13 protein-coding genes are annotated in these 12944 nt (G+C 40.4%); 3 read left to right on the top strand and 10 right to left on the bottom strand.

Annotated features, from left to right (window positions below; all coding sequences use genetic code 11):
- Complete coding sequence (locus tag RV00_RS12850) at nt 1-1470, bottom strand: BglG family transcription antiterminator (protein WP_071863025.1); 1470 nt, start codon at nt 1468-1470, stop codon at nt 1-3.
- 321 nt (nt 1471-1791) lie between these two features.
- Complete coding sequence (locus RV00_RS12845) at nt 1792-2418, bottom strand: DUF1054 domain-containing protein (protein ID WP_071862958.1); 627 nt, start codon at nt 2416-2418, stop codon at nt 1792-1794.
- A 208-nt stretch (nt 2419-2626) separates the two neighbouring features.
- Here RV00_RS12845 and RV00_RS12840 point away from each other — a divergent pair, with 208 nt between their 5' ends.
- Entirely contained in the window at nt 2627-3637 is a 1011-nt protein-coding gene (locus tag RV00_RS12840) for an alcohol dehydrogenase catalytic domain-containing protein (protein ID WP_071862957.1), read from the top strand.
- A 260-nt stretch (nt 3638-3897) separates the two neighbouring features.
- Nucleotides 3898-4629, top strand: a complete 732-nt coding sequence (locus RV00_RS12835) for an MIP/aquaporin family protein (RefSeq protein WP_071862956.1) — start codon at nt 3898-3900, stop codon at nt 4627-4629.
- Nucleotides 4630-4708: 79 nt separating this feature from the next.
- On the opposite strand, the gene RV00_RS12830 is transcribed toward RV00_RS12835, so the two are convergent.
- The 4 genes from RV00_RS12830 to RV00_RS12815 all read right to left on the bottom strand — a co-directional run bounded on the left by RV00_RS12830 (nt 4709) and on the right by RV00_RS12815 (nt 8152).
- Nucleotides 4709-4948 (bottom strand): hypothetical protein, encoded by a 240-nt coding sequence (locus RV00_RS12830; RefSeq protein WP_071862955.1) that lies wholly within the window; start codon nt 4946-4948, stop codon nt 4709-4711.
- A gap of 652 nt (nt 4949-5600) precedes the next feature.
- Nucleotides 5601-6551 carry a Gfo/Idh/MocA family protein gene (locus RV00_RS12825; protein WP_071862954.1) on the bottom strand — a complete coding sequence of 317 codons (951 nt, stop codon included), beginning with the start codon at nt 6549-6551 and terminating at the stop codon, nt 5601-5603.
- An 83-nt stretch (nt 6552-6634) separates the two neighbouring features.
- Complete coding sequence (locus RV00_RS12820; protein ID WP_071862953.1) at nt 6635-7249, bottom strand: TVP38/TMEM64 family protein; 615 nt, start codon at nt 7247-7249, stop codon at nt 6635-6637.
- Between the two features lie 30 nt (nt 7250-7279).
- Nucleotides 7280-8152, bottom strand: a complete 873-nt coding sequence (locus RV00_RS12815) for an alpha/beta hydrolase fold domain-containing protein (protein WP_071862952.1) — start codon at nt 8150-8152, stop codon at nt 7280-7282.
- Between the two features lie 296 nt (nt 8153-8448).
- Here RV00_RS12815 and RV00_RS12810 point away from each other — a divergent pair, with 296 nt between their 5' ends.
- Nucleotides 8449-9444: an acyltransferase family protein gene (locus tag RV00_RS12810; RefSeq protein ID WP_071862951.1), complete on the top strand. Its 996-nt coding sequence runs from the start codon at nt 8449-8451 to the stop codon at nt 9442-9444.
- A 41-nt stretch (nt 9445-9485) separates the two neighbouring features.
- Here the strand turns inward: RV00_RS12810 and RV00_RS12805 are convergent, their stop codons facing one another.
- The 4 genes from RV00_RS12805 to RV00_RS16900 all read right to left on the bottom strand — a co-directional run.
- Nucleotides 9486-10673 (bottom strand): iron-containing alcohol dehydrogenase, encoded by a 1188-nt coding sequence (locus RV00_RS12805; RefSeq protein WP_071862950.1) that lies wholly within the window; start codon nt 10671-10673, stop codon nt 9486-9488.
- A gap of 75 nt (nt 10674-10748) precedes the next feature.
- Nucleotides 10749-11489, bottom strand: coding sequence for an alpha/beta fold hydrolase (locus RV00_RS12800; RefSeq protein ID WP_071862949.1), 741 nt, complete (start codon nt 11487-11489; stop codon nt 10749-10751).
- A 162-nt stretch (nt 11490-11651) separates the two neighbouring features.
- Complete coding sequence (locus RV00_RS16905) at nt 11652-12149, bottom strand: SpaA isopeptide-forming pilin-related protein (RefSeq protein ID WP_420889687.1); 498 nt, start codon at nt 12147-12149, stop codon at nt 11652-11654.
- Between the two features lie 130 nt (nt 12150-12279).
- Nucleotides 12280-12874, bottom strand: a 595-nt coding sequence (locus RV00_RS16900; protein ID WP_420889686.1) for an MSCRAMM family protein, incomplete at its 3' end; no start/stop codon positions are given.
- Between the last annotated feature and the right edge of the window lie 70 nt (nt 12875-12944).

The raw sequence follows: 12944 nt of genomic DNA, 5'->3' as shown, positions 1-12944 counted from the left end.
TCATATCTCTCCTAACATCTCTTTGACTCTTTTTTCGTCTTGTTTGGTAAATACGGAGTTCACTAAAATCGTTGGTATCATCAATTCGATTGTTAAATTAACGGTCGTGAGAATTAAATCAATATTCTGATATTTTTCTGGTGCCTTTGAGAATTTCCGAGCCGATAGCACGTCTACGATCTCCAACTCTGGAAAAGCTTTGCGAACCTTTACTTTTAACAACTCCGATGTGCCCACACCGCTGCTACACATGATTAACACGCGTTTTTTTGAATGTAGCATCTCTTTGTATTTCACAAAATACAAGGTCAAAAAGCCGATCTCATCTTCCGAAATTTTATTCAGTTGATACGTGTGTTCTGCGGCTTGACTGACTTGTTGGACCTGTTGAAAAATTTCTGGATACTCTAGCTTGATGTCTCCCAATAAGTCATTTTTTACGATGATCTCATTTTTTAAACGATACAATAAAGGATCAATATGCTCATATAGATCTTGCCGATTGGGCTGATGATCCACTTTCATACCCATTAAGCAACTCATCTCGCTGGCAAAAAAATCAGTGATCGTCAATGCTTCTTTGGATTTCCGACTCAAATTGATTGGCTCCTTTTCCATTCGAGAAGAAATCAGATATTGAAATAAGTAGAACGTCTCGCTTTCTGGTAACACGATATTTAAGTAATGGTTCAACTTCACGATCACCATCCGCGAAAGTTGGTATAGCTGATCATATTGCGTAATCAATTCTTCTTCATCTGGGTCCAATAATTCGGCACACGTGTCTTCATGGATTTCTCCTTCGCGGACTCGCTTGATTAGAATATAGATGTGAGAAAAAATATTACTGTTATAAGGATAAGCAATCCCGTTTTGCAATTTTCGTTCGATGTATTCCAATAATGAGGTAATAAAATTGATATCGTAGGAACTAATTTTTTCTTGTTGTGTGGAAAAGTCTTCCTCCCAAACACGAGTCGCGCTGATCAAATGATTGACCGCCTTACGAATATTTTTTTCCGTTCCTTCAATCGAGATTCTTTGGTCTTTTCGAATCAACGATAATTGATGCTCCAGCAAAAATGCATTCATCCGTACCAAATCATTATTGATTACCGTATCGCTGATATAATATTTTTCAAATAAGTCCTTAACCAAAACCTTCTTCGGCGATTTAAATAACAGCTCTAACAAAATTGTATTTCGTCTTTCTAAAGGACCTTGGACGATCTCTTCGCCTCGTTTACGAATGCTTTCTTTTAAATAATTATCATAATCTAAACAAAAACCCTTCCCGACCTCAGCTGAGACAAGCTCACCTATATCGGAAGCTTCATTAATTCTTTTGATTGTTCGATAAATCGTTTTCGTAGAAACATTGGCAAATTCAGCTAATTCTTGAGCGGTGAGTGTCATCCCATGTTTGATAAACAGTTCGATCAATTGTGTTTCGCGTTTGCTTAGCTGCATTTTGTCAACCTCCTTGTCCTTAATATAGCCTTTTTTCGTGGAAATAAATTTTTTCTTATGTCCATTGAAATGGACATTTTTATAAACCGCTTTCAATAACCTCTGTGAATATTTTTGAAAATAACTTCTCCTCGGTATAACCGGTCTCTTTTTAAAGAGTTTACAAAACGCTTTAGCTTAACCAATTCTATTGAAAAGCTGTTCCCGGCCTTAATCGATAAAAAAAACAGCGAAAAAATCGCTGTCCACTGCAACTGCTCACTACATCCACAAAAATACTTTTCCTCAATCCTATTAAAACAATCGTCCTTATTGGCCAGATTAGTTTTCCACTTGTGCAAAACTCGCTTGCTTGGTCATTTGGTAGATCGGCACTAATTGTTTATAAGTATCCACCATATAGGCTTGGGCTGCTTCAGGATCTTGCCATAATGGATCGTCTTTTTTGATGATTCGCCCAACTTGAAATTCACCCTTTTTCACATCTCGGAACCGTTTCAACAGCTTTTCTGTATTTTCTGGTGACAGCTCCATGATGTTCGGCTTCGTATGATCGCCAGACAAAACAAAATCTGGTGATAACGCAGTAAAGAGTTTTTGGTTATCTAATAGGCTCTGGGCGATTGCTTGTTCATTTTTTGGCTGATCGATGCAGGACAGCCACATGAAAACATAGTCTGGCCAGATCCCTAATTGAAAATGCGGCTCCATCTTATAGCCGCGTTTTTGTCGGCTTAACGCCGACCACGTATTTTCAGGTGGGTTGGTCGTACGGCGACGATGTTGCGCGATGTGGATAAATAATTTTTCAGCTAACAACGGCTCCAAGACCTGTTGAAAAACTTCATTTAATTGTTGAAAAGTCGGTTGGATCTCTTTTCGGATTTCCGCCATTCGCTGATCTAATCCAGCTACTTCAAAAACTTTAAAACTTTCTTCGGTAAACAATAATACAGCCTCCTCGTTTTCAGTAATCGCTCATCGTTAGTATATCAGCTAACGAAGCAAACAACTATTCGAAAAATTCACAAAAAAAGTTGCAAACTTTTTTATTTTTAAAGAAATTATTTCCCTCTCCTTGTTAAATCAAGTATATTATAGGTAGTAATTTGGTTAGTAATGAATCAGAAATTTATTTCTGAGGAGGGTGAAACGAATGATTTCAGACGCCATTGGGTTCGAAAAAAAATTTCGTTTAAAAGAAGACAAAAAATTTGAACACTACAAAATCATGCTCCCAAAGCTGCGGGAAAATGATTTAATGATAAAAATCGCCGCTATTTCTATCAGTACGCTAGACACGCAGATCAGACAGCACATCAAAGGACCAAAAAAACCTTATATCCTTGGCTTCGGTGGTGTTGGCATCATCACCCGCATGGGCAGTACCCATCCCCATTTGAATGTCGGTGATCGGGTGCTGTATGTGAACAAGGTAGGAAAATACGGAAGCTACAGTAATTTTCAGATCGTCGATGGGCGTTCCGTTGTGAAATTACCTGACTCTTTTCCCACAGATGAAGCCGCCGCTTTTTCTTATAGTTTTTTCCTAGCCTTTGAGGTACTGTTCAAGCAATTAAAATTAACTCCTAAGCCCGGAAAAAATCAGGGAAATTTATTAATTTTGAACACTTCTGACGGACTAGGGGCAACGATCATTCAGCTAGCAAAGTGGGCGGGGTTGAATGTCGCCGCTACTATCGACAAAAATAATTCTGAGATCTGGATCAAGAATATGGGGGCCGACACGGTCTTTTCTCAATCCACCAATCTTTCGCAGGAATTGACTGCAGCAGAGCTGACACCGATCGATTATGTCATCAACCTAGATACGGAAAAAGAAAAAAGCTTTGATCAATTAGGAGAATTTAAAGACTCCGCCAAGATCTTGTTGCTGCATTTCGTGAAAAGAAAATACAAAGACCTCGACCCTGATTTTCTAAATTTTTATTGCGAGGAATTTTTAGATACGACCTTCGCCAGTGATGAAGGCATCAATTATTCCCGTGAAATTATGGAGCTCTTAGTTTATATGTGGGAAAAGAAACTGCTGCGATCGATTCTGACCGCACAATTAAATGGGTTCTCCGATAAGAATTTTTACGGTGCCCACAAATTGATTGAAAACAATCCCAACTTCCGCCACCTTGTCTTAGTGAATGAATAAAATCTCGTTTTCCAAAACGAGATTTTTTTATGTTGTCTTTTAGAGTGTCAAGCCGAACTAATCCTCCTTTCATACCTGTTAATCTCCTCAATTTTCAAGATTTTTTTGACCTAACGACTAAAACGTTTTTTTATTCACATTATAATTCGGAAATTTCCTATTTTTTGGAGTTAACATTTGCTAATTCAACGAAATGGTATTAAGATATAAACTGAAATTTTCATTTACATTTTCATTTTAAAAAAAATTAGGAGGTTTTTATGGATTATTCACTGACTACTCGCTTAGCGGCTGAGTTTTTAGGGACTGCTCTGTTGGTTATGTTAGGAAACGGTGCAGTTGCCAATGTTGATTTGAAAGGAACAAAAGGTTACGGTAGTGACTGGATGTTGATTGCTGTGGGTTATGGATGTGGGGTTATGATTCCTGCAATGATGTTCGGTGGTATTAGCGGTAACCACATCAACCCAGCGTTTACGATTGGTTTAGCAGTTAGTGGCATGTTCCCTTGGTCTGAAGTTCTTCCTTACATCGCCGTTCAAATTATTGGTGCGATGGTAGGTCAATTGATTGTTGTTGCGTGTTACAAACCTTATTACGATCAAACAGAAGATAACTTACATGTTTTAGGAACATTTTCTACGATCAACAGTGTGGGTTCTAAATTTAACGGATTCGTGAATGAGTTCTTTGGTTCATTCATTTTATTCTTAGGAGCTTTAGGAATCACCAAAGCGCCTTTCTTCCAAAATAATTTAGGAACGGCTCACTTAGCTCTAGGTTTCTTAGTATGGACATTGGTTGCTTCCTTTGGTGGACCAACTGGACCGGGATTAAATCCAGCTCGTGACTTAGGTCCGCGTATTATGCACGCGTTATTACCATTGAAACACAAAGGCGATTCACAATGGAGTTATTCTTGGGTGCCCGTATGTGCGCCGATCTTAGCTTCCATCGTTGCCGTTGCTTTATATAAATTCTTATTTATCTAAGAGAGGTATCGTTTACTCGTAAAACCAGGCCACTGACATCTTATTGTCAGCTGCCTGGTTTTTTGTTTTTCTATTTTCATTAATGTTCTGCTTTAGCATCCTGCTTGCTCTTTTTGATCGCTGACTTTTTTTCCAGATCAATCGTCCACGGATCGGTAAAGACTATTAGCCGCTCCTCCGCTTCTTTATGCTTGATTGGCTTAATTTCGAGGCGGCGGGGTTCTTCAGCTGAATTGTGTTGAGCGGCTTGCTGAGTGGCCGTTAGCGGGTCGATAAAATCAGTTGGCGGAATCGGCGGGACAACATCGTGTTTACTCATCGTAGGGCCTCCAAACAAAAGTTGTTAGAATCAGTATACTCACATTTTAGTACTCCAGCAAATTCTTCTCTCAGTAGTCTCAATAAGAAAGCCTTTCGCGAACTCCCTCAGCTTTTTGCCAGTTTTTCTGCTCGCTTGATTGAGATTAGAGAAATGGTAGGCGTAACGACAATCAGAATCATTTTTCGTGTTTTTGGAAAAATGATTTCCTAATTAGGAGTCAGCTGAGCAATCAGACCAAAGTTTTGATAAATGACTGAGAAACACAAAGTTCTAACTTTGATGTTGAACAGTTCCTACTTGGTGCTGCTCAAATTTCGCAATCGTTTGGCTTATTGCCGATAAAGCTAGTTCGCGAAGCCAGACATGAACATGCCTGCTGTAAAGTGATTTATTCATGTTGAAAATTTTATCCTTTCTTTATAGTTAAAAAACAAAAAACCGTGTTTGGAATACATTCCAAACACGGTTCTCCCAGTATCAAATAAAATTTGATAGAAAGGTTCTTCGTCCACTAAGCTTCTTTCCGACACGCCTGAAATCCGACAGGTGACATACGTCTTGTGCCTCTGGATCGAAGGATCATAAATTGCAGATCCGCTCGACTCGTCGCATGAGACACACTATAGCACATCGACAAGGCTTTTACCATTTATTTTTGATTTTGTTGATAGATCGCTTCAGTGATTGCCACCGTCTGTAGTGTTAACTCTTTTGTTACCACTGGACTTTGCAGCAATCCTTGCTCTAAGCACTGATTGACATGTTCCACTTCAAAAACAAACTCACTCGCTTGCTGACTGTGTAGTTTTTCCGTTTCTCCATTTTCATACTGAACTTCTGCATGGTCCGTCTTCCAAAAATCCGGTATCACGATCTTACCTTTTTCACCATAAACAATCATTTGTTTCGTTAAGTCCAATTCCACCGTTAGAAAAATCGTACCGATTACACCATCAGGAAATCCCAATGTTACTTGTGCTTGCGCGTCAGATTGTCCTGCTGGAAAATACAAGGTTCCCTGCGCGTTTGGCACAGTATCTAGCAAGTGCTGCATATACTCTAATGGATAGGTCCCCGCTCCTCTTAAAACACCGCCACCGGCACTCAAATCACGAAACCAAGAGATATGATCGATATTCGGATAGGCAGTGACTGAATCCAGCCAACGGACTGTTCCGATTTTTCCTTGTTGGATCACTTCTTTTACTTGTTGGGTGATTGGCAAAAACAACGCCTTTTGCGCTTCCATCAGAAATAACTGACGCTCCTCGGCTAAGGCAAATAGTACTTCCGCTTGCGCCAAGGTCATCGTAAAGGGTTTTTCTAACAACACATGCTTATTATTCATTAACGCCAGCTTAGCTGCTTCATAGTGGCCTTTATTGTAGACCGCAATATATACGATATCTACTTCAGCACTTTGGCACAAGGCTTCATAACTGCCAAACGCATTAGGGATATTCAATTCTTTCGCCATTTTCTGAGCTTTCTCCAAGCCGCGAGAGGCGATTGCCGTTACGATCCCATCTTTACTTTCTTTCACCCCTGCGACAAAACGGGGAACAACTTGAGCCGTACTTAAAACACCATAACGAATCATTTCATTTCCTCCTAAATAAAAAGCCCCTCATCACTTTCTCGATTAGTGAATCAATCAGAAACAGTCTGAGGCGCTTTTTTTAATTAAAATCGGGCCAAGGTCTTGTCTAACACGAAAAGACAAACATAGCCGTATGAAGCGACCGACCATAGTTTGAAGATCATAATGATCTGAACATATTCTCTGAAAGACAAATCCGTCATCCCAGCTACCAGACAAGTCAGATCATCTGGTAAAAATGGGAAAATGAAGCAGACGATCAATAATCGCTTAATATCTTGGGTATGGGTTTGTAAGGTGGTCTCGAATTTATCAAAATTTTTCTCCGATAACACCAGCCGGGCAAAGCGCGGCCCGAAGCGGCGAACCAATAAAAATAAACCAATCTCACCAATTACTAAACCGATGTAGCTATATAGGATGCCAGGAATATTCCCGAACATCAGCATCCCCACGATCGTCGCAAATCCGCCGGGCAAAAAAGGAATGATCGGCTGGATCGCCTGAACGATCACAAAGGCAAAAATAGCAAAGCTGCCAAAGCTCTTAATAAAATGCTGCAAATCAGACACCGAACTGAACATGCCCGAATGACGGATATAAATCAATATAAAAACAAACGTCGCTAAGCCGATAACCGGCAAGACTTGAATCATCTTTTGATGCCACGACGGTCCGTGTTTCGTTTTTTGCTCCATCCTTTCCCTCCTAACCGGTTAGCTGAGTCGCTATTGATAAAATTCGCCGATTTGATCCACATACGGCAATGATTCTCTCAGAGGATAGACGACAAAATCATGCATCATGCCTTCGACGATTTCTAAACGCATCGTGGTCCCCTGACTGCGCTTGATTCGCTCTTGCAGCCGTAGAACATCGGGATACAAAATTTCATCCGTTCCCGCTACAACTAATAATTCTCCAAGGTCATCAAAGCTGCCGTAGATCGGCGAAACCAGCGGATCTGTCAAAGACAATTCGCCCGCATAATTTTCGCCGGCCTCAGCCAAGAGATCTTTTTCTAATAGTACATCTTTTTCTTGAAGTTCCTGTGAACGTGGGTCACTTAATGACGCATCCAGCCACGGAGAGGCTAGCGCGATTTTTTTCGGTCGCTTCGGCAAATCGATATTCCGCAAATGCTGCGCTAAGCTCATCGCCAAGCCGCCACCAGCGGAGTCCCCGAATAAACAAAACTCGTCGTCAGGATAGAGATACGCCAATTGCTGAAAGGCTTTCTCCGTCAAAGGGACCGTTTTTTCCGCCGTATTTTCCGGCGCCAAAGGATAATCAAAATAACTTACTTTTAAATTATAACGCTTCACAAAGCGTTCTTGTATTTCTTTATGAAAAGGAGAGGCTTCTAAGGCATAACCGCCGCCATGAAGATAAAAAACATGACGTTTGGTGGGATGCGCAGGAAATAACGTAATCAGCTGATGCCCAGCGATTTCAGCTATTTTTTGCGGAATATCGGTTTGAGAAAGCTGCCGACTGATCAAGCGGCGTCGCTTAGGGGGATCGACCATCGTCGCCCCTACCAGTTTTTTCATATTGATTACTTTAAAGACATTTTTTACAAATTTCGCTGAATAACGCATCGCCATCTCCTTATTCAAATTCATCTCAGATTGGGTGTTGAAAAATAAGTTTTAGTTATTTGTTCCCGTTTCTTTCATTTAACTAGAGTGTACAGGAATTTGTTCCTTTTTTCATTTTTTATGCAACGACTCGTCTGAATTCGACTTGCCCAAAAATCAAAAAAGCAGGACCAATGATTGTGGCATGGGGGGCCGATTTTATGATGATCTTAACTAAACGAACACGCCTTTTCATGCTACAATAGACAGGTGGATCATCGTAGTCTGCTTCTTAAGCATAACGGAATCTGAAGGAGGTGTCCACAATCACAAAACCAAATCGCGAATACCTGTATGATAATATTCGCGGCATTTTGATTCTACTTGTCGTCTTAGGACACGCCTTGGAATACTTTCGTTTAGATAACAAGGTGGGTGAATTTATGTATGTCTTCATCTATCTGTTTCACATGCCAGTATTTATTTTTATTTCCGGCTACTTCTCGAAAAATTTAGCCAAAGGCCGAGCCACCGCGGTCGAGACTTTTCTCGTCCCGTACCTGCTCTTGAACCTGATCCTGTCCTTCATCATGTTGGCGATTGGAAAAATTGATGAATTTATGATCTTGAGCCCAGGTTGGACGCTTTGGTATTTATATTGTATGTTTATCTGGCGTTTATTGCTACCAGACCTAGTGAAAGTTCGGCGAATCTTAATTATAAGTTTCATTATTGGTATTTTTTCCGGTTTTCTAAGCGAATTTGGAACGTACATGGCGATGGCACGAACTTTAGGATTCTTGCCTTATTTTTTAGCCGGTTATTTTATGGATCGGACTTTGCTGGAAAAAATCCATCGTTTACGCTGGCGCAAATTTTTCAGTATCGGAATTATTTTAGCTGGACTAGGAATCGCTTACTTTTGGGTCCAGACGGATCTGCCAGCCGAGATCTTATGGCGGGATCGTTCCTTCTTACTATTCAAATTGCCGTTGTATCAAAATATTTTAAATAGTGTTCTTTTGTACTTGGTGGGCTTCGCCTTTGTTTTTGTTTTTATCAGCTTGGCGGCGCCTAAGCCGCACTTCTTTACTTCCTGGGGCCAAAAAACGCTGGCGATCTACTTACTGCATGTGTATTTAGTCGCTCCTTTAGTGCAACTGACCCAAGCAGTAAACAATCCCCTGCTGCATTTGATTTTATTAGTCGCTGGGACTTTCTTGATCCTGTATTTATTGTCTCGACCAAAAGTCACCACGACCTTGCAAAAAACGCTCTCCCGAATTTTACATTTTATTATGCCAAATGGCTGAGACTACTTGTCCCAGCCATTTTTCTTTTTATTCAAATTGTTTTAGTCAAAGCTACTTTCAGTTAAACAAGCTGTATAGATTGCTTTGACCGCCGCTTCATCCAATGGGACAAAAGCATCGGTTTTGATCGTGCTGTGAGCCACCGCTTGCTTGGCCATCTCATCAAATTTTTCTTCTTCGATCCCAACTTCTGGCAAGGTCATAGGAATTCCGCAAGCCTTGAAGTAGTCGTATAATTTTTGAATCCCCATGCGCGCCGCCATCATTGGAACACGTTCCTCTACGCCCCAGACGTTCCAAGCAAAGCTAGCAAACTTATCAACTGTTTCATCATTCAAGGCATATTCCATCCAGCGAGGGGTCAAGATCGCTAAGCCGACACCATGAGTGATATCGTAAAAGGCACTCAATTCATGTTCCATCGGATGACACGACCAAGCGCCAGGTTTGCCGTTCCCCGTCAAGCCGTTCAACGCTAACGTGCTGGCCCACATCAAGTTCGCCCGGGCATCGTAATCTTCAGGATATTTCAAAGCGATTGGACAATTTTTGATAACCGAACGCATTAAACCTTCAGAAACAGAATCTTGAACGTCGGTTCCTTCTGTCTGTTTGAAATAATTTTCGATCAAATGACTCATGATATCCGCTGAACCCGCCGCTGTTTGATACTTATTGACGCTGAATGTATTTTGCGGATCTAAGAAAGAAACTTTTGGCAACATCGCTTTACTACCGGTACCTAGCTTTTGATGAGTGTCAAGGTTTGAGATCACGGCTCCACTGTTCATTTCACTCCCAGTCGCAGCTAAAGTCAAAATCGTCACTAACGGTAGCGCGCCACCTGTATATTTCCGACGTTGCAACACAAGATCCCACGCATCGCCGTCAAATTTTGTCGCCGCCGCAACTACTTTGGCACAATCAATCGTTGACCCACCACCGACAGCAAGAACCACATCGACCTTTTCTTTACGACAAATGTCTGCCCCGCGGCGGACCGTTTCCACTCGCGGATTGGGCTCGACACCGGCTAATTCAAAGACTTCGTTGCCATTGGCTTTCAGCTGCTCCATTACTTTATCGTACAAACCGATTTTTTTGATACTGCCGCCACCATAAACGATTAGAACCTTTTTCCCAAATTGGTTCAAGACCTCTGGTAATTCCGCTAAACGGTCTTTCCCAAAACGAATATCCGTCGTTACATGAAAATCAAAATTCTCCATTGCTATTTTCCTCCTCAATTCACTCTATCTATTTATCATAAGCCAAAGTTTTTCAGAATGAAACTAACTTCCCTTTTATTCACTGAAATTGTCCGCAAAGAAATCCGTAATCTGATCCATTGTCGCAATCTCTACAAAGTGCCGCTCCTGTGCACTGACAAAGGTAATATTGTTCTGCTGATTGGCTTGAATAAAATCCGCCGTATGGGCATAAGGGATTTTTTCATCCTCTGTTCCATGCCAGAAAAATAATGGGCGACCTGCCACTTTTTCCGGTGCTAACGATAAATCATACTCATTAAGCCACGAAGTCAACTGGCGATAATCCGGCGGTAAATAGAAACCTAACTCACTGGCATGCTGATTGATACGTTCCCGATATTTGATTGGCGCCGGCGAACCCATCACACAAGCCGCGACATCAATCTCCGGATGCTGTGTCAACAGCATGCAAGTCGTGATCCCACCCATCGAGATGCCGCCAACACCAATTTTCCCCATGACCAAGCCAAGATTTTCAAAATAATCTACCAAGAAACCAAACTCATAGAGATTCGTTTGGATACTGTCCCAAAAAGTCAACGAAGGAATCTCCGAAGTTTTTGTTTTACGCTCCCCATGATTCGCCGCATCCGGCAATAATACGCGAAAATTCTGCGCGGCTAATTTCCGACCTTGAGTCAGCACCAGTTCTTTGGCCGTTTGCCAGCCATGATAATAAATAATCAGTGGCAGCGGCTCATAGACTTTGTCCTCTGCAACAACCTCTAGTAAGGGAATATTACCTATCAAGCGCTTCCGAATTTTTATTTTCATCATCAACCTCCCAATAGAACACAGCGTAATCAATCATTCCTATTCTAGCATGAAAGCACAAATTAAAGCTTTGATGAGCATGTTCTAGACAAAGATCATAAAAAAAGCATTAAGAACCTGAAAAGGTCTTAATGCTTCTTAAGAGTAACTAACTAAATCAGACTATTTATTTTTATAGCGACGATAGCCGACGATTACTATGGTAGCTAAAATTAAAATTCCTAAAATAATCATGCTATAGTTTTTAACATCATTTGTTTGCGGAAGCTTTCTCGTTTCCTTAGCATCGTTTATTACAGAGTTTACTGATTTTATTGAATGGTTCGAATGTTTAGATTGCGGTTTATTCGTTGGTTTTTTTGGCTTTTCAGGTACTAGTTGATTGATGAATTTACCTGATTCAACAATTTCCGGCGCATCTTCTGCCTGAGATTGGATAACAAATTTTTTCACTTCGTTGCTTAATTGATATCCCTTTGGCGCTTCCGTTTCAACAAATTGGTAGTTGCCAGGTGCTAAATCGGTAGCTAGAACGACTCCGATCTTGCTACTAATTAAATTCTTTTGGACACCTGCTTTTAATACTTTGCCCTGAGCATCTAATTGATCTACCCGGAAAAGCGCTCCAGCTAAATGATTACCTTGTTCATCTTGCTTAATTAGTTGCGCACTCCCTTGGTAATTAACAAAGTTATCACTTGCTACTATTGTTTTAGGTTTATCAGTAGTTTCAGCTTCGATTGTAAATGAAACTTTTTTAGTATTCAGAATATAGCCACTTGGTGCTTTNAATTAACAAAGTTATCACTTGCTACTATTGTTTTAGGTTTATCAGTAGTTTCAGCTTCGATTGTAAATGAAACTTTTTTAGTATTCAGAATATAGCCACTTGGTGCTTTCGTTTCGACAAATCGATACTTGCCGGGCGCTAAATTATGAACTTTTACTACACCTTTTTTATTTGAAATTAAATCTTTTTGAATCGTATCCCCTTGTTTATCAATCACTTTAAACTCAGCTCCAGCTAAGGCATTGCCTTTTTCATCTTTTTTGATTAATTGGGCACTTCCTTGGTAATTAACAAAGTTATCACTTGCCACTACAACTGCTGGTTTATCCTTAGATTCGGTTTTTATTGTAAATAAAACCTTTTTAGTATTCAGAATATAGCCTTTTGGTGCTTTTGTTTCGACAAATCGATACTTACCGGGCGCTAAATTATGAACTTTTACTACACCTTTTTTATTTGAAATTAAATCTTTTTGAATCGTATCCCCTTGTTTATCAATCACTTTAAACTCAGCTCCAGCTAAGGCATTGCCTTTTTCATCTTTTTTGATTAATTGGGCACTTCCTTGGTAATTAACAAAGTTATCACTTGCCACTACAACTGCTGGTTTATCCTTAGATTCGGTTTTTATTGTAAATAAAACCTTTTTAGTATTCAGAATATAG

Origin of the sequence: Enterococcus devriesei (assembly GCF_001885905.1) — a bacterium.
GTDB lineage: Bacteria > Bacillota > Bacilli > Lactobacillales > Enterococcaceae > Enterococcus_A > Enterococcus_A devriesei.
This window is presented reverse-complemented; position numbering and strand designations above follow the sequence as displayed.